At 42.3% G+C, this 18,322-nt stretch carries 10 protein-coding genes; 6 read left to right on the forward strand and 4 right to left on the reverse strand.

Annotation, left to right across the window (positions count from 1 at the left end):
- Positions 1–69: 69 nt before the first annotated feature.
- A complete protein-coding gene (locus BY457_RS07540; RefSeq protein WP_106152728.1) occupies positions 70–750 on the forward strand; it encodes a ferredoxin--NADP reductase in 681 nt (226 codons plus the stop codon).
- Positions 751–1,030: 280 nt separating this feature from the next.
- Here BY457_RS07540 and purL read toward each other — a convergent pair whose 3' ends face one another.
- The gene (gene purL / locus BY457_RS07545; RefSeq protein WP_106152729.1) at positions 1,031–4,711 is read right to left on the reverse strand and encodes a phosphoribosylformylglycinamidine synthase; all 3,681 of its coding nucleotides are present in this window, start codon (positions 4,709–4,711) and stop codon (positions 1,031–1,033) included.
- Positions 4,712–5,203: 492 nt separating this feature from the next.
- Between purL and BY457_RS07550 the strand changes: the two genes are divergently transcribed.
- The 3 genes from BY457_RS07550 (at position 5,204) to BY457_RS07560 (ending at position 9,547) form a co-directional block, all read left to right on the forward strand.
- Positions 5,204–6,253: an aldose epimerase family protein gene (locus BY457_RS07550; RefSeq protein ID WP_106152730.1), complete on the forward strand. Its 1,050-nt coding sequence runs from the start codon at positions 5,204–5,206 to the stop codon at positions 6,251–6,253.
- A gap of 155 nt (positions 6,254–6,408) precedes the next feature.
- A complete protein-coding gene (locus tag BY457_RS07555; RefSeq protein ID WP_106152731.1) occupies positions 6,409–8,319 on the forward strand; it encodes an AMP-dependent synthetase/ligase in 1,911 nt (636 codons plus the stop codon).
- Positions 8,320–8,701: 382 nt separating this feature from the next.
- Positions 8,702–9,547, forward strand: coding sequence for a hypothetical protein (locus BY457_RS07560; RefSeq protein WP_258176657.1), 846 nt, complete (start codon positions 8,702–8,704; stop codon positions 9,545–9,547).
- A gap of 486 nt (positions 9,548–10,033) precedes the next feature.
- Here BY457_RS07560 and uvrB read toward each other — a convergent pair whose 3' ends face one another.
- Entirely contained in the window at positions 10,034–12,067 is a 2,034-nt protein-coding gene (uvrB, locus tag BY457_RS07565) for an excinuclease ABC subunit UvrB (RefSeq protein ID WP_106152732.1), read from the reverse strand.
- 21 nt (positions 12,068–12,088) lie between these two features.
- Complete coding sequence (gene dapF / locus BY457_RS07570) at positions 12,089–12,889, reverse strand: diaminopimelate epimerase (protein WP_106152733.1); 801 nt, start codon at positions 12,887–12,889, stop codon at positions 12,089–12,091.
- Between the two features lie 633 nt (positions 12,890–13,522).
- Between dapF and BY457_RS07575 the strand changes: the two genes are divergently transcribed.
- A complete protein-coding gene (locus tag BY457_RS07575; RefSeq protein WP_106152734.1) occupies positions 13,523–14,989 on the forward strand; it encodes a Do family serine endopeptidase in 1,467 nt (488 codons plus the stop codon).
- A gap of 86 nt (positions 14,990–15,075) precedes the next feature.
- A complete protein-coding gene (locus BY457_RS07580; RefSeq protein WP_106152735.1) occupies positions 15,076–15,936 on the forward strand; it encodes a sigma-70 family RNA polymerase sigma factor in 861 nt (286 codons plus the stop codon).
- 110 nt (positions 15,937–16,046) lie between these two features.
- Here BY457_RS07580 and gyrB read toward each other — a convergent pair whose 3' ends face one another.
- Positions 16,047–18,014, reverse strand: coding sequence for a DNA topoisomerase (ATP-hydrolyzing) subunit B (gene gyrB, locus BY457_RS07585; protein WP_106152736.1), 1,968 nt, complete (start codon positions 18,012–18,014; stop codon positions 16,047–16,049).
- Between the last annotated feature and the right edge of the window lie 308 nt (positions 18,015–18,322).

An 18,322-nucleotide genomic window follows, 5' to 3' on the forward strand; every position in this document is an offset into this window, starting at 1 on the left:
CAGAAAAACCCCATATTAAGGGAGATCTGATGATTATTAACCGAAAAATATTTAAATATATTCAGCATCATGAATGAAGTATCTGAAGCAAACAAAATTTCCACCAAATTGCATGAAATCCTGGAAATGCGTCATCTGAACGATTCCACATTTGTAGTAAAACTTGAGAAAAACAATTTGAAATTTAAAGCCGGACAACACATAAATGTAGGACCGGCCAACAGTATTCACACCAGGGAATATTCCATTTACAGCGGTGAAAATGATGATTTTCTGGAAATCCTGGTAAAAGAGGTAACCGATGGCTTCATCTCTCCGGTATTAAAGAAGCAGCAACCGGGCAATATGTTGGTTGTTGAGGAGCCTGTCGGATATTTTTCACTACCCGTGAAAAAAGTTCCCGGTGAAAAATTGCTCTTCATTGCCAGTGGAACGGGAATCTCGCCATTCCACAGCTTTATAAAATCCCATCCTGACTTAAATTATACCCTGTTACATGGCATTAGGGATAATTCAGAAAAATACGAAGCTGATTTTTATGAACCATCCCGGTATATTTCCTGCACATCAAGACAAAAAAGTGACAACTCCTATTTTGGCCGGGTTACCACCTGGCTGGAGGAACACCCTGTTGATGCCGAAACCCGTTGCTATTTATGCGGAAACAGCAGTATGATTCATGATGTATATGATATTCTGGAGGCCCAGGGAGTTTCCTCCGAAAAAATTCATGCAGAAGTTTACTTTTAACCTGAATGATTTATTAGACACGTAAGTCATAAACAAGCTGAATGCCTGATTGCAGCTTGCCACGGCAATACCTTAAAGGTTTGAGCCATCTCTCACGCCATCTCTCATTATTAGTCGCGATGCGACTAATAATGAGAGAACGGAGAGTTGTTAGAAGCTTTCCGGGGCGTTGCCCAAGGCTATCACTCTCAATCCATTAACCTATTGAAAAGAAACTTCTGAGTAAAAGCCCACGTTAATTTACAGGATATAGAAGTAGCTCCCTTGCCTCTTTTCAAAACTATTTCTTCCCTTCAATCCATTTCCGTGCATTCACAAAGGCCTCCATCCACGGAGTTACTTCGTCGCCGGCACGATCTTCAGGATAATATCCCCATTGCCAGGGAAAGACAGCTCTTTCCAGGTGCGGCATCATCGCCAGATGACGTCCATCAGCTGAACAAATAGCAGCAGCATTGTAATCACTTCCATTGGGATTGGCCGGATAAGCTTCATAAGCATACTTTCCGGGGATATGGTAAGCACTTTCCTCCAACGGCAGATCAAATTTTCCTTCTCCATGAGCGACCCACACCCCAATCCGTGATCCGGCAAGAGATTTAAGCATTACAGAATTATTTTCCTGTATGTTCATATTCAGGAAAATGGATTCAAACTTATGTGAATCGTTGTGAAGCATTTTGGCTTTCCGGTCATGCTCAGGATTTACCAGATCAAGATTAACCATTAGCTGACAACCATTGCATATCCCAAGACTCAATGTATCTGGTCTTGCATAGAAATTATCCAGTGCTTTTTTGGCCTTTTCATTATATAGGAATGCACCGGCCCATCCTTTGGCCGAACCAAGAACATCGGAGTTGGAGAATCCACCAACGAAAACGATATAATCAATATCTTCCAGTGTCTCACGGCCACTGATTAAGTCAGTCATATGAACATCCTTTACAGCAAAACCTGCTTTGTAAAGTGAATATGCCATTTCCCGATCACCGTTAACTCCCTTCTCCCGGATGATGGCAGCTTTAGCCTTTCTTTCAAGATTCTCCAGGTCAAGAGAAGACTCCGTTCCTTTGAAATGCGTAGGAAACTGGTAGGAAAGCGATTGATTCTTATAGTTCTCAAACCGCTCTTTCGCCTTTTGATCTCCACTTTGGTCTCTGTCCAGTAAATAAGAGGTTCTGAACCAGACATCCCGTAATTCATCAATATCAAAATCGAAAACCTTATCGGCCGTGGCTACTTTCAGACGACGCTCCTGTATGGGATTTCCGATAACACTAAACTGAACTCCTGCCTTTTCCAGAATAGAGGAAACTTTCTCCAATTCAGCAACCTGAATAACGACTGCGGGGTTCTCACTAAACATCAACTTCACAGGATCCTTCTCTTCCATTTCGGACAAATCGGCACTTATTCCAAAGTCTTTATTGGCAAAACACATTTCAAGGAGTGTAGTTACCAATCCCCCGGCAGAAACATCATGTCCGGCAACCACAAAGCCTTCCCGAATTAATTTCTGAATCGTTTCAAATCCATTTTTAAAATAGGTTGCATCGGTAACTGTGGGAGCTTCATTACCCAGCTTGTTAATAATCTGGGCAAAGCTGCTTCCGCCAAGTTTTAACGCATCAAACGAAAGATCGATGTGCAACAAATGCGTATCAACATCTTTCTTCAACAAGGGAGTAACAATCCTGCGGACATCCTCCACTTCAGCTGCAGCACTTATAATTACTGTACCGGGCGACATTACAGCATCGCCGTCTGGATACTTCTGGGTCATGGAGAGGGAGTCCTTACCTGTGGGAATGTTGATGCCCAGATCACAAACAAAATCGCTTACTGCTTCGGCAGCATCATAAAGTCTGGCATCTTCTCCTTTATTCCTGCATGGCCACATCCAGTTAGCACTCAGGCTGATTCCTTCAATACCATGAGTAAGAGGTGCCCACACAATATTGGTTAAAGATTCGGCTACAGAAACAACAGAACCTGCGGCAGCATCAATGAGTCCGATTCCCGGAGCATGCCCCACAGAGGTTGCCATCCCTTTAGTACCAGAATAATCGATGGCGGTAGCTCCCAAATCACTCAATGGCAATTGAATTTCTCCAATGGTTTGCTGACGGGCCACTTTTCCTGTCACAGAGCGGTCAACCTTATTGGTTAACCAATCCTTACAAGCAACCGACTCCAGTTGAAGTACAGATTCAAGATAAGAATCAATCTCATCGGCAGAATAATGCAATTCTTGGTATTTGCGATCCACACTGACGTCATTCATAACCGTTTTGGGAGGATTCCCAAACATATCGGCAAGCTGAAGATCAATGGGAGCATTGCCTTTATTATCTTCGAACTTAAACTGCATATCTCCGGTGGTTTCTCCGACTACATAAAACGGAGAACGTTCACGCTCGGCCACCCTCTTCAATATCTCCACATGGTTCTCATGAAGTACCAGTCCCATTCTCTCCTGAGATTCATTCCCCACTATTTCACGCGCCGAGAGCGTTGGGTCACCTACAGGCAGTTTATCCAGATGAATGGTACCACCTGTTTCCTCTACCAGCTCTGACAAACAATTCAGGTGACCACCCGCTCCATGATCATGAATCGAGATAATAGGATTTTCATCTCCCTCTACCATAGCACGGATAGCATTCATGGTCCGTTTCTGCATCTCCGGATTAGAGCGTTGCACCGCATTTAATTCAATGGCATTGGCAAATTCACCGGTAGCAACCGAGGAAACTGCTCCCCCACCCATACCAATCCGGTAATTATCTCCACCCAAAACAACCACACGATCTCCTTTAGCGGGTGTATTCTTCAGACTGTCGGACTTTTTGGCAAAACCAATTCCGCCCGCCAGCATTATCACTTTATCAAAAGCAAATTTCTGCTGATTTTCGAAGTGCTCAAACGTGAGAACAGATCCGCAAATCAGGGGTTGACCAAATTTATTACCAAAATCACTGGCACCGTTGGAAGCTTTAATCAGTATCTGTTCAGGTGTTTGGTACAACCAGGGACGGGCCTTAAAATTCTCTTCCCACTTACGCCCCTTCTCCAATCTGGAATAGCTGGTCATATAAACCGCCGTTCCGGCAAGAGGCAAACTTCCTTTACCTCCCCCCAGGCGGTCACGAATCTCACCTCCGGAGCCGGTAGCAGCACCATTGAATGGCTCCACTGTTGTAGGGAAGTTATGTGTTTCCGCCTTCAATGAGAGAACCGATTCGATCTCTTTCTCCACAAAATAGTCTGCGGTATCCTGGCGACCGGGAGCAAACTGCTTCATAACAGGCCCCTGAATAAAAGCCACATTGTCTTTATAGGCAGAAACCAGGTAATTTGGATTTTCTTTTGATGTGCGTTTTATCAACTGAAAAAGAGAACTCTCTTTCTCCTCTCCATCAATAACAAAAGTGCCGTTAAAAATTTTATGACGACAATGCTCTGAATTCACCTGCGAAAACCCAAAAACCTCACTATCGGTAAGCTTTCTCCCCAATCTCTCACTCAAACCATTCAGATATCCGATTTCTTCCTCATTTAAGGCCAAACCCTCTTTTAGATTATAAGCTTCGATATCGTCGATAAAAACAATCGGTTCAGGCTCTTTATTAATGTGAAAAATCTCCTGATTCAGACCTTTGTAACGAACCTGAAGCATTGGATCGAATTCGGCCTGCTCGTTGTCCGTTTCAAAGAACTCCTCAATACGCTCAATCCCTTCAATTCCCATATTCTGGGTAATTTCCACCGCATTGGTACTCCAGGGAGTAATCATTTCCCGTCTGGGGCCGATAAAAAAGCCATCCAGGTTATTGTCAGATATCAGACGCGCTCCGTCAAAAAGCCATGTAAGTTTTTCCAAATCGGCTTGAGAAAGGGTTTTATTACAACCTACTGCCAATACCAGTCGATTGTCCCCCTGAAAGAAAAGGATCATGAGATTTTCAGTTTTATGCAGTTTTTACTTTGAAGCTGCAAAATTAACACATTTAAGGGAATTATTATATGAAATTGTTCTCAACCTGTATTAATAATAAAATAAACACGTATTAAAAAGCTAACTTCTTTTGCATCATCAAAATTGCAAAATTTGTTTACTTTTGTTTTTACAGATGTTAGTCATTTCTTAAACATTGCCATCCGGTAAACTTATTTTCCGGAGGAAAACTTCTTCCCGTTGTCGCCTATTTTCTGAACTAAAAGGAATAATCCTATGTGGAAGAGATTGATTTATTGACATAAAAGCTGGTGTGCATTTTTTTGTTTCATCCGTATAAAATTAATTTTTCAAGGTCGGATGGAACTCGCATGCAAGGAATTTATACATTGTCTTTTGTGACATCCCTTGCCATGCTCGTTTCATCAGATAAAAAATACTGTTTTCATATTAGGCTTAAACAATTGTTTAAAGAAAATTAAAAGAGTCAACATGAATATTAAAGAACTTAATGTATCCGAAAATGCCCGGAAACACGATGTTAAATTGTTTGAGATTACAAACGATGAGGGCACAACCATTCACGTCACCAATGCAGGGGCGGCCATTACCCGAATAGAGACAAAAGATAAAAACGGTCAACTCGCCAACATTGTACTTGGTTTTGATGACCCAATGCAATACATTGACGAAGACTATCTCGACAATTGTGTATTTCTGGGCGCCACCATCGGTCGGTTTGCCAACAGAATCGCCAGAGGGCATTTTGAACTTAACGGAAAAAAGTATAAACTTCGTATCAACAACGGCAACCATCATCTTCACGGAGGACCTACAGGATTCCATTCAAAAGTATGGAGCACGGAGATCGAAGAGACAGATGCTGGTCAGGTATTGGTTATGCGCCTGAAAAGTCCGGATAATGATGAAGGATACCCCGGAAATCTTGATGTGGAAGTCAGGTTTTATTTAAGTAATGAAAATGAACTCATCATCGATTATGATGCATCAACAGATGCTGCAACTCCCGTAAATCTGACCAATCACAGCTATTTTAATTTATCAGGAACAGACAACAATATTCTGGATCATGAAGTGATGATTTTTTCGGATGATTACACCCCGAGAAAAGACGATGTTCCCATAGGAGATATTATATCCACCAAGGGGACTCCCTTTGATTTCAAGGAATTCCACAAAGTAGGAGAACGGCTGGAACATCTGCCAAAAGATGCTTACGATCACAACCTGGTAATCAATGGTAATGAAGGAGATTTAAGACGAGCAGCAATAGCCAAAGATAGCATTTCAGGCAGGCTGATGGAGGTATATACTACCATGCCCGGAATGCAGTTTTATTCCGGTTACCATTTGGATGGAAGCTATGAAAACAAAGAAAAAAAATTCGATCGTTTTTCGGCCATGTGCTTCGAAACACAGTATTTTCCGGACTCACCCAACCATCCATCTTTCCCATCCTGCATAGTGACCCCCGAAAAACCTTATAGTCACACCACCGTTTTTAAGTTTGGTGTCGAATAAAAAAATGACCGGTTTGTTTTTAACATTCCGGTCTTTTTTTTCATAACAATCAGCTCTCCGTGATGGTCATATTCCTGCAATGAGGAGTTTGAAGCTATCCTTTAATCAGGTTTGAACAATTTTTTTATTTTTGTACATTAACAAAGTTTAAGACCATGGTTAGTATCATCGACTATTTTGAAGAAAGAGTAAATAAATTTGGGGACAATCCGCTGCTTTGGGAAAAGAGCGAAGGACGTTTTCAACCCACCACCTATAAAGAAACAAGAAGTCAGGTCATGGATCTGGCAGCAGGATTAATTGACCTGGGCATAAAAAAAGGAGATCGACTGGCATTGCTATCCGAAGGTCGGAATAAATGGCTTATTTCCGAACTCGCCATTTTATATTGCGGAGCCATCAATGTCCCGTTAAGTGCAAAACTGGAAGCTGATCAGGATTTGATATTCAGGTTGGAACATTCTGAATCCAGAATGATTTTTGTTTCCAGAAACCAACTCCCAAAAATTCGTGAGATTCTTCATGAACTTACTTTCCTTGAAAAAATTATCGTTTTAGACGACATTGAAGATGTCCGGGAAAAAGAATTGCGCTACAGCGAATTGGTAGAATCAGGGAAAAAATACCTGGAGAATCACCGACAGGAGGTTGAGGAAATCAAAAACAGTGTCCATTTCAATGATATAGCCAACATTTCTTACACATCCGGCACCACAGCCCAACCCAAGGGCATTATGCTTTCTCATCGTAATTACACTGCCAATGTGGAGCAGGCCTTTAGTTTTATCGACATTCCGGCTCACTTCAGAACGCTGGTTGTACTTCCCTGGGATCATGCTTTTGCCCATACTGCCGCCCTTTATGCCTTTATGTATAAAGGAGCCTCCATTGCATCTGTTGAAACAGGACGAAATCAGATTGAAACATTGAAGAATTTCTCCAATAACATCATGGAGATTCAGCCTCATGTTTTGATGAGTGTTCCGGCCATGGCCAAGAATTTCCGTAAAAACATCGAAAAAGGAATTGCGGCCAAAGGAAAGGGAGTCTCTACACTTTTTAACTTTGCCATGAAATTTGCCATTTGGTACAACGGGAAAGGAAATGACAAAGGAAAGGGGCTCAAAAAACTTACCGCACCCTTGTACAAATTGTTCGACAAAATTCTTTTTCAAACCATCAGAGTTCGTTTTGGAGGAAATCTTCAGTTCTTCATCGGTGGAGGGGCACTGCTGGACATTGACTTGCAAAGGTTTTTCTATGCTTTGGGAACTCCAATGTTTCAAGGTTACGGACTCAGTGAAGCTGCCCCAATTATTTCTGCCAATACCCCCAACCATCACAAACTGGGTTCTTCAGGTCCAATCGTCCAAAATCTGGAGGTAAAAATATGTGACTCCGAAGAAAATAAACTTCCGGCAGGAACCTCAGGAGAAATTGTTGTAAAGGGAGAAAATGTGATGCTTGGTTATTGGAAAAACCAGGAAGCTACCAACGAAACCATAAAAGAGGGCTGGCTGTTCACAGGAGATTTGGGCTATCTCGACAACGAAGGATACCTATACGTTCTGGGGCGCTTTAAGAGTCTGCTGATTGGCTCTGACGGTGAAAAGTACAGTCCTGAAGGCATAGAAGAGGCCATCATTGATCACTGCCCTTTGATTGACCAGTTTGTTTTGCACAACAATCAGAATCCATATACCATCGGACTAATTGTTCCCAACACAGAAAAGGTAAACCAATTTGCAAAGGAGCTGGACAATGATATGTCTCAGGAAGAAAAAAACCGGGAAATATTACAGGAAATACAGAAACAGATGGCTGAATTCAAAAAGGGAGGTAAACTCGAGGAACTATTCCCCGCAAGATGGCTTCCCGCAGCCAGCATTATTCTCCCCGAACCCTTTACAGAGAGCAATAAACTCCTGAATAGCACCATGAAAGTAGTTCGACGAAAAGTGGAAGAGTATTTTTCTGATGAAATAGATTATCTTTACACAGCCGAGGGAAAGGAGTTTTTATCGGATAGAAATAAAAACAACCTTGCCAGGTTTATTGGCAAATAATTTAATACGATGACAAAAGTTTCCGGAATCATTGGTTTTGCAGAACCCCAAAACCGCAAAGAATGATTAAAATAATCGACGAAGTCAACAAATCAGATTTAAAATTTCGTCTTGAATTTTATCAAAAATAAAAATATTGTTCCTGTTTTCAGGAATTTTAAGTATTTTGCTCATAAGGGATAATCAGTAGCCTGTCTGAACATATTTTTTGTTACTGGTTATATGTAAAAAACAAAGACAGTGAAATAACTTTTTCGGCATTTTGTAAAAAAGATAAGGAAAAAAGTCAACTTTAGTGACAAACCAACGTATGTAGTTTTTGTATTAGTAAAGTTTTTCCCATTTTTACAGTCGGTTTAAGACACACTAACTTATACTGTTCATGCATAAAAGCGCAAAAATTGCCATATTAATATTTGCTACAACACTCATGTTTTCAAGCAATAGTCATTCCCAGCGAAGAAGGGGATCTCTTAACATTGCTGAAGGAATGAGTGTTACAGCCCGGGGAGGTTACAACATGTTTTTTGGAGACCTGGTGGATGAATCCCGTGGAAGTTTTACCGTTGGAGGGCTGATTGACCGCGAAATGAATGAAATGTTGTCGGCCCGGGTTCAGCTCCTTGGTGGTAAAATGCAAGGGACTCAGGTATTCCCCACATCCGGCCTGGAATATGCCTATTTCGATAATGTTTACACTGAATTTTCTATTGGCGGAAGTTACAAACCGCTCAATCATATTATGGGATATTTCCGTCAGCGGACCTTTCAGCCATATGTACATCTGAATGCAGGTTTGGTTTATTACTCCTCTACAGAATACTGGGGGGAGGCAGGAAGTGGTCCACAAGATGAAGAGTGGCGATCCGCTTCTGAGATTGCTCCAATGGTGTCTGCAGGTGGTGGAGCCTCTTTTTGGATAAATCCCATGATTAGTGCCAACATTGAAATAACAGGTGCCCTGCCATTTTCCGACAGAATGGATGTGCATGATGTGTGGTACTCTGGTGATGACTGGCAAACAGAGGTAAATCCGGTTTCCACCGACCCTTATGACGTTTATTACAATTTCATGGTGGGTGTTACTTTTGTAATTCAGGACAGTAAATTACGAAACGATCCAAAATACAACCGCAAAAGTTACATCAAAACAAGACAGTATTATCAGTCCAAGTCTCGTAGAAGTCCCGCAAGAAGACCAAGCAGAAAACGGTTTTTGTTTTTCTAATCTGAAAGAAGATGACCGCAGGAACAGGTTTTGTCAGACTTCCTCTAAGCCCTCCTAACTTGCCTTTTTCATAAGCCGGATAAGATGTAAACAGACTAAAAAGCCCGAGAGCAATAGCTCAGGGCTTAGAGATATTCTCCATTCCCCTCTCATTATTGATAGCGTCGCGACCAATAATGAGAGGGGGAAAGAAGATTGCTTCGCTCTGCTACCAATGACAGATTTTTGTAATAAGCAATAAATCAGTAAAATAATAGTTGGCCCCCTTTCGGGGACCCGGTCATATTTGTTCAGCTTACCCCGGGTCGTTAACCCGGGGTAATTCAAATTTGCCCCCTTCGGGGACGGGCCAGTTCTGTTACTAACGCATTATGCATCAATTCTTTGAGGTAGTCACTCGCAATGACACCGTCTTAAAGGGTTTAGCAGGGTTGGTAGGGGTTGATTTAACCTGCACCACACCTTGTGAATGTTTCCCATCCACCATTATCCTTTCTTCTTTTTCAACAGTTTCTCTAAACGAAACATTTCGTCACGGTATTGAGCAGCCTGAATAAAGTCCAGTTCTTTGGCAGCTTTCTGCATGGCTTTTTTGGTTTCGGCGATGGTTTTTTCAAGCTTCTCTGCCGACATATAAGACAATACAGGATCTGCAGCAGCATCCACTCCCTGATCCTCCGGACCGGAATAAAAATGAGAAACTCCGGATGTTTTCTCCTCTTCTTCCTGATTCTGAAATGCACTACTGCGTTTTTTGATGATAGCAGCCGGAGTAATCCCATGCTTCTCATTGTAAGCCAGCTGTTTTTCTCTTCGATAATTGGTGGCATCAATGGTTTCCTGCATCGATTTGGTAATCTTGTCGGCATACATGATAACCGTTCCGTTCAAATTCCGCGCAGCACGACCAGCTGTCTGCGTTAAAGAGCGTGTGGAACGCAAAAACCCCTCTTTATCAGCATCCAGAATAGCAACAAGCGAAACTTCAGGCAAATCCAATCCTTCACGAAGTAAATTGACGCCAACAAGAACATCAATAATACCATTTCGCAGATGTTCCATAATTTTAACGCGTTCCAGAGTATCCACATCCGAGTGAATATATTCGGTTTTGATATCAAGTCTTTGAAGATATTTGGTGAGCTCCTCAGCCATCCTCTTTGTGAGCGTCGTCACCAGAACCCGCTCATTCGCCTTAACTCTGATTCTGATCTCTTCAAGCAAATCATCAATCTGATTCAGGCTGGGGCGAACATCAATAACAGGATCAAGAAGCCCGGTGGGCCGAATAACCTGTTCCACAACCACTCCTTCACATTTTTCGAGTTCGTAATCTGCAGGAGTAGCACTGACAAAAATTGTTTGATTGGTAATTCGTTCAAATTCATCAAACTTCAATGGCCGGTTATCCAATGCTGCAGGAAGCCGAAAGCCATATTCCACGAGATTCTGTTTCCGGCTGTAATCTCCTCCGTACATGGCCCTGATTTGGGGTAATGTAACGTGGCTTTCATCCACAACGGTCAGGAAATCATTGGGAAAGTAATCCAGAAGGCAGAAAGGACGAGTTCCTTCGGCGCGACCATCAAAGTACCGGCTGTAATTTTCTATTCCGGGGCAATGGCCCAACTCCCGTATCATCTCCAGATCATAATTCACTCGCTCATCTAACCGTTTAGCCTCAAGGGGCTTACCAATTTCACGAAAATACTCCACCTGTTTTACCAGATCATCCTGAATCATTCGGATGGCCTGATTGATCCGCTCTTTTGTTGTAACAAAAATATTGGCAGGATATATCAGGATTTGGTCAGTCGAAGAAAGGGTTATGTTGTTAATCGGATCAAAAGTTTCTATGGTCTCAATTTCATCACCCCAGAAAATAACTCTGCAGGCATGATCTGCATAGGCCAGAAAGATCTCCACCGTATCTCCCTTAACCCTGAAATTTCCTCGCTGAAACTCCACTTCATTCCTGGAATATAAAGCTTCCACCAGGTGTCGCAGAAATTTGTTCCGACCAATCTCCTTGCCCACTTCCAGTGAGATGACATTGGCATGAAAATCTTCAGGATTACCAATACCATAGAGACAGGATACCGAAGATACTACAATCACATCCCGTCGTCCCGACAGCAATGCCGAAGTAGCACTCAGCCGAAGTTTCTCAATCTCATCATTGATAGAAAGATCTTTCTCAATATAGGTGTCCGATACAGGAATATAGGCTTCCGGCTGATAATAGTCGTAGTAGGATACAAAATATTCAACGGCATTATTTGGGAAAAAGCTCTTAAACTCACCATACAATTGAGCCGCCAGTGTTTTATTGTGACTAAGAATCAAGGTGGGTTTCTGAACCTTTTCAATCAGATTGGCAATGGTAAAAGTTTTACCTGAGCCGGTAACTCCAAGCAAGGTCTGAAAAGGGTTTCCATCGTTAACACCCGCAGTTAGCTGACGAATGGCTTCGGGTTGATCACCCGTAGGCTGAAAATCTGATATGATCTTTAAATCCATTTAATCCGATTAAAAATTTGGTCAGAGAATTGGTTCTGCATCAATCTGCCCCGAAAACACATATTTAGCAGGACCTTTCAACCATACATTCTCAAAACCTCCTGATTTTACAACATCGAAACTCACGGTTAGTTTACCCCCCGGCACTTTCATGTCGAAACACTTACCTGCACCACTCCTTATGTAAGTAGCAATTGCAGAGGCTACCGCACCGGTCCCGCAAGACCAGGTTTCATCTTCCACTCCCCGTTCAAAAGTTCTCATAGCCACTTCCTTTCCGTCAGGATTTCCAACAAAATTAACATTGGTTCCCCCGGGGGCAAAGACATCATGGTTTCGCCAGAAACTACCCTCTTTGAAAACATCAACAACCTCTGGATTATCCACAAATTTTATGAAATGTGGAGATCCGGTATCTAAAAACAATCCATCCTGCTTTTCTTCATAGCCGGCCACATCTATCATTTTCAGACTTACCATATCCCCATCCACAAAAGCTTCATGAACTCCATCAACGGCATCAAAGGAAAAATACACCTTTTCAGGGACAACTCCACGGTGAACGGCAAAAGCGGCAATACAACGACCTCCATTGCCACACATGGTAGCCTCTCCTCCATCGCTGTTGTAATATCGCATGGTAAACGAATTTTTGTCAGATGTTTCCAGCAGCATTAGACCGTCTGCTCCAATCCCAAATCTCCGGTGACACAATGCTGCAATCAACTCATTGTTATCTCCGTCAAAAGAGCCCTCACGATTATCAACCAAAACGAAGTCATTACCTGTTCCCTGATACTTGTAAAACTCTATATTTTTCATATCTACCTTCTTTATCATTTAATATTCAGCAACTCACCCTCAAACTATCTTTCGTCATAACCATTATGAATGATAGCATCAACAAAATTACGAATAGAGAAGTCCAAAATAAAAGGAAATATTTGACAAAGCCACTGAAAGGGTTGTAAATTAATACAAAGAAACACTAATGCCCGGAAAACCATTATTTTTTACCGGACACCAATAATAAATAAAACAAGCTCAACAGCCCCGGCAATTGATGCTTTCCGGTTTCTTAGGGTTAGGGTTACGGGAAGCATTATCCGGGGCTCTTTCATGACCAATACGGGCATCCACCCCCATGGCTACCTTGTGCTATTTAGTGTTTGTCTATAAAGTCCAACATCTGCGTTGTTGCTCAAAATCTAAATCCTCAAATACATTAGTATTCTGCGGTTTAGATTTTTCACACGCCTTGAATTTGGACTTTCTAGTTCAAACACGTGAAAATCGCTTAGTTTATGGACAGGCACTAATTAATAGGTAACTGCGTCCACATAAAATCAACTACTAATATTTTGTAAAAAAAGTTAAGTTTTACAACAACAACAATAAAGGCATATCATTTGATTTGTAAATACCGTAAATTGTTTAACCAAAAAATTCTGAAATATGAATACAAAAAAAATATTTTCGGTTTTTTCAATCGCCGTAATAAGTGCATTGGTATCCGTAATTGCCTATTCTTATTTTGTAAAGCCCGAGCCAAGAATTATCGAGGTACCGGGAGAGCAAACACCCGCCGCGAGGTATGCATCCTTACCAGCGGAACCAGCAGGAGAGTATCCGGATTTTACCCAAGCAGCTGAAAATTCAGTTCATGCGGTGGTTCACGTAAAAACAGTGAGTACACAAACCCAATCCTACTCGGGAAGTCCTTTGTTTGACTTTTTCTTTGGACCGGGAAATCCTATGCCACGGCAACAGCAGCCCGTCATGGGGTCAGGATCAGGGGTAATTATCACCACCGATGGATATATTGTGACCAACAATCACGTTATCGACAATGCGACCAACATTGAAGTTACCCTCAACGACAACCGGACCTACAAAGCCGTAATTGTTGGAACAGATCCCTCTACCGACATCTCTCTGTTGAAAATTGATGCAGAAGATCTTCCGTATATGCGTTATGGAAATTCGGACAATTTAAAAATCGGGGAATGGGTGTTGGCTGTCGGTAATCCTTTTAACCTGACCTCTACCGTTACCGCAGGTATCGTAAGTGCCAAATCGAGGAGTATAAATATCCTGGCCAATGAGCGCGGAACACTTGGCATAGAGTCCTTCATCCAGACGGATGCTGCAGTAAATCCTGGAAACAGTGGTGGAGCGCTGGTAAACACAAAAGGAGAACTGATTGGCATCAATACAGCCATTGCTTCTCAGACAGGTTCTTACAGCGGCTATTCATTTGCAGTACCTGTCAGCATTGTAAGTAAAGTGGTTGCCGACCTGATGGAATTTGGAAAAGTTCAGAGAGGAATTTTAGGCATTAACATTCGCAATGTGGATAGTCAGCTTTCAGAAGAACTGGATCTGAGTGTAAGTCAGGGTGTTTATGTAGCCAATGTAATAGAAGCCAGTGGTGCTGAAGAGGCCGGAATAGAAAAAGGCGATGTCATCGTCAGTGTAAACAATGAAGAAGTTAAGAAAGTATCAGAGCTTCAGGAAAAGATCAGTCGCTTCCGCCCCGGAGATAAAGTAAATGTAACGGCGTTAAGAAATGGTAAAAAGAAAGATTTTTCTGTCACTTTACGAAACATTTATGGCTCCACTGACGTTGTAAAAGCAGACAAATCACTTTCAATACTGGGAGCAACGTTTGAAGAAGTTTCAAACGAGGATAAAGCGCGTCTCAGAATTAGCAACGGAATCAAAGTTTCTAAACTGGAAAACGGAAAACTCAGAGAGGCAGGAATTCAGGAGGGCTATATTATCACAAAAGCCAACCGGGTGCCGATTGACAGCACAGAGGATTTACGAAAAGTTGTGGAAATGGTGGAAGAAGGACTTTTCCTCACCGGAATTTACCCCAACGGACAGGTTGCTTATTATGCAATAAACTTAGACAGATAAACGGACGTAACTGATAAGGCACTCCCGGAGGCTTGCAATAGTCACCGAATTGTTGTACTTTTGCGGCGTATTTTTGGGAAATTTTTATGAGACAATTAAAGATAACTAAATCGATCACTAACCGCGAGAGCGCGTCGTTGGACAAGTATCTTCAGGAAATTGGCCGCGAAGACCTTATTTCCGTGGAAGAAGAAGTGGAATTGGCACAGCGGATAAAAAAAGGCGACCAGGTTGCCCTGGAGAAGCTTACGCGTGCCAACCTGCGTTTCGTGGTATCAGTGGCAAAACAATACCAGAATCAGGGGTTAAGTCTGCCTGACCTCATCAATGAAGGTAACCTTGGACTAATCAAGGCTGCTGAAAAATTTGATGAGACCCGGGGATTCAAATTTATCTCCTATGCTGTTTGGTGGATTCGTCAGTCCATCCTTCAGGCACTGGCAGAGCAGTCGCGGATTGTTCGCCTGCCGTTGAATCAGGTAGGATCGCTGAACAAGATCAACAAAGCCTACTCAAAGTTTGAGCAGGAGCATGAGCGTAAACCATCGCCGGAAGAATTGGCAGATCAGCTGGAAATCCCTGCTGAAAAAGTGGCAGACACATTGCGAGTTTCAGGTCGTCACATTTCTGTTGATGCACCTTTTGTAGAGGGTGAAGACAACAGCTTGCTGGATGTACTGGTTAACAGCGATTCACCAAACGCAGATAAAACACTGATTAACGAGTCACTCGCCCGTGAGATTGAACGCGCTTTGGCTACTCTGACTGAAAGAGAGAGTGACATTATTAAGCTTTTCTTCGGAATTGGTTGCCAGGAAATGACTCTGGAAGAGATCGGAGAAAGATTTGGTCTGACGCGTGAACGTGTTCGCCAGATTAAAGAGAAAGCCATTCGTCGCCTGAGACATACTTCAAGAAGTAAACTCTTGAAATCATATCTGGGATAAACGATATACATTAAAGGAAAAAGCCTTTCGGAGCTTCTCCGAAAGGCTTTTTCTTTTATAAATAAAAAAACCGCCCTGTCAAAGGACGGTTTTTTATTATTTATGCAACGTTATGCATCAATATTGGCATAAGTAGCGTTCTTTTCAATGAATTCCCTGCGTGGTGGCACATCGTCACCCATCAGCATACTGAAAATACGATCAGCTTCGGCAGCATTATCATAAGTAACCTGTCTTAACAGACGATTTTCAGGATTCATGGTGGTAAACCAAAGCTGTTCGGCATTCATCTCTCCAAGACCTTTGTAGCGCTGAATGTGCACAGAATCTTCTTTACCGTCTGCATATTTCTCCACAAATTCACGACGTTGAGCGTCCGTCCAGCAGTATTGTTCATTCTTACCTTTCTTAAGGAAGTAAAGCGGGGGTGCTGCAATGTAAAGATACCCTTCTTTAATCAGTTCCTTCATGTATCGGAAAAAGAAGGTCATAATCAACGTATTAATGTGGCGTCCGTCCACATCGGCATCCGTCATAATCACAATCTTATGATACCGGAGCTTTTCAGTATTCAGCGCCTTACTGTCGTCCTCAGTTCCGATATTAACCCCAAGAGCAGTAAAAATATTTTTGATTTCATCGCTTTCAAAAACCCGGTGTTGAAGGGCTTTTTCAACATTAAGAATTTTCCCCCTCAAAGGCAGAATAGCCTGAAAGCGACGATTCCGTCCCTGCTTAGCGGTACCTCCGGCAGAGTCTCCCTCAACAAGGAAAATCTCGGATTGAGCGGGATCTTTTTCTGAACAGTCCGCAAGTTTACCGGGCAAACCACCACCGGTTAGTACACTTTTTCTCTGAACCAACTCCCTCGCCTTACGGGCAGCATGGCGAGCCGTAGCAGCAAGAATTACCTTATTTACGATGGCCTTAGCATCCTTAGGGTTCTCTTCGAGATAATTGGAGAGCATGGTGCTTACCGCCTGATCCACAGCAAGACTTACCTCGCTGTTACCAAGTTTTGTTTTGGTCTGACCCTCAAACTGGGGTTCAGCGACCTTAACAGAAATAACGGCAGTGAGTCCTTCACGAAAGTCATCACCACTGATATCGAATTTCAACTTGGAAAGCAACCCCGACTTATCTGCCCAGTTTTTAAGCGTCCGTGTTAATCCACGACGAAAACCTGTAAGGTGTGTTCCTCCTTCGATGGTATTGATATTATTTACATAGGAGTAAATATTCTCATTGAATGAAGTATTATAAACAATTGCAATGTCAACGGGCACTTCATTTTTTTCAGTAGAGATACTGATCGGTAGATCAATGAGGTGTTCACGATTAACATCAATAAACTTTACAAACTCCAATAACCCCTCATCAGAATAAAAACGTTCAGTTTTAATCTGCCCCTCTTCATCAACTTCACGTTTATCGGTAAGGACAATTTCCAATCCGGCATTCAGGAATGAGAGTTCCCGCATTCTGTTGGCAAGAACACTATATTTATATTCTGTTTCATTGAAAATACTGTCATCCGGCTTAAAGGTGATCCAGGTTCCGGTGATATCAGTAGTTCCAACCTCCTCTATACTGGAAAGGGGTTTTCCCTTTGAGTACTCCTGGCGGTAGATCTTGCCATCCCGATGAACTTCGGCTTTAAGGTTTATGGAAAGAGCGTTTACACAAGAAACACCTACACCATGCAAACCACCGGAGACTTTGTAACTATCCTTGTCAAATTTACCCCCTGCATGGAGTACTGTCATTACAACTTCAAGAGCTGAACGACCTTCTTTTTCGTGCCAATCAACAGGAATACCGCGACCATTGTCCACCACGGTAATGCTGTTATCCTCGTTTATAGTAACTCCGATTGAAGTACAATACCCGGCCAAAGCTTCATCGATGGAGTTATCCACCACCTCATAAACCAGGTGATGGAGTCCTTTGTATCCGACATCTCCAATATACATTGCCGGTCTTTTACGAACTGCTTCCAGGCCTTCAAGCACCTGAATACTACTGGCACTATAACCATTCGTTTTTTCCAGGTTGCCCTCGTTAATGTTATCACTCATTTTACTAAGTTATTTATTTGTTATCCGACTACTTACCGGACAATCTTTTTTTGCCACACAAATATAACAAAATATGTGTTAAAAGCCGCCTGAATCAGACACATTTTTTCAACCACAATAACAGCCCAAATCTTTGTATATCAAATCCTTAACGAGTATTACAACAATATAACACGATACATAATCATTCAATGAGGTTTCGACAACCAAAAAGCAGTTGATATTTGAAAAAATGCTTTCATGCTTCTTTGTCTTCGCACAGCCTCCGGCATATGATACCCCCCCACTTAGTGTCTGTCCATAAAGTA

This window comes from Marinilabilia salmonicolor (assembly GCF_003003035.1).
Classification (GTDB): Bacteria; Bacteroidota; Bacteroidia; order Bacteroidales; family Marinilabiliaceae; genus Marinilabilia; species Marinilabilia salmonicolor_A.

Bases quoted from the DNA above. Each gene is read 5' to 3' on its own strand.
- BY457_RS07560 (WP_258176657.1), top strand. From the start codon at position 8,702: ATGCATAAAAGCGCAAAAATTGCCATATTAATATTTGCTACAACACTC.
- purL (WP_106152729.1), bottom strand. From the start codon at position 4,711: ATGATCCTTTTCTTTCAGGGGGACAATCGACTGGTATTGGCAGTAGGT.
- BY457_RS07540 (WP_106152728.1), top strand. From the start codon at position 70: ATGAATGAAGTATCTGAAGCAAACAAAATTTCCACCAAATTGCATGAA.
- BY457_RS07555 (WP_106152731.1), top strand. From the start codon at position 6,409: ATGGTTAGTATCATCGACTATTTTGAAGAAAGAGTAAATAAATTTGGG.
- dapF (WP_106152733.1), bottom strand. From the start codon at position 12,889: ATGAAAAATATAGAGTTTTACAAGTATCAGGGAACAGGTAATGACTTC.
- BY457_RS07550 (WP_106152730.1), top strand. From the start codon at position 5,204: ATGAATATTAAAGAACTTAATGTATCCGAAAATGCCCGGAAACACGAT.
- gyrB (WP_106152736.1), bottom strand. From the start codon at position 18,014: ATGAGTGATAACATTAACGAGGGCAACCTGGAAAAAACGAATGGTTAT.
- uvrB (WP_106152732.1), bottom strand. From the start codon at position 12,067: ATGGATTTAAAGATCATATCAGATTTTCAGCCTACGGGTGATCAACCC.
- BY457_RS07575 (WP_106152734.1), top strand. From the start codon at position 13,523: ATGAATACAAAAAAAATATTTTCGGTTTTTTCAATCGCCGTAATAAGT.
- BY457_RS07580 (WP_106152735.1), top strand. From the start codon at position 15,076: ATGAGACAATTAAAGATAACTAAATCGATCACTAACCGCGAGAGCGCG.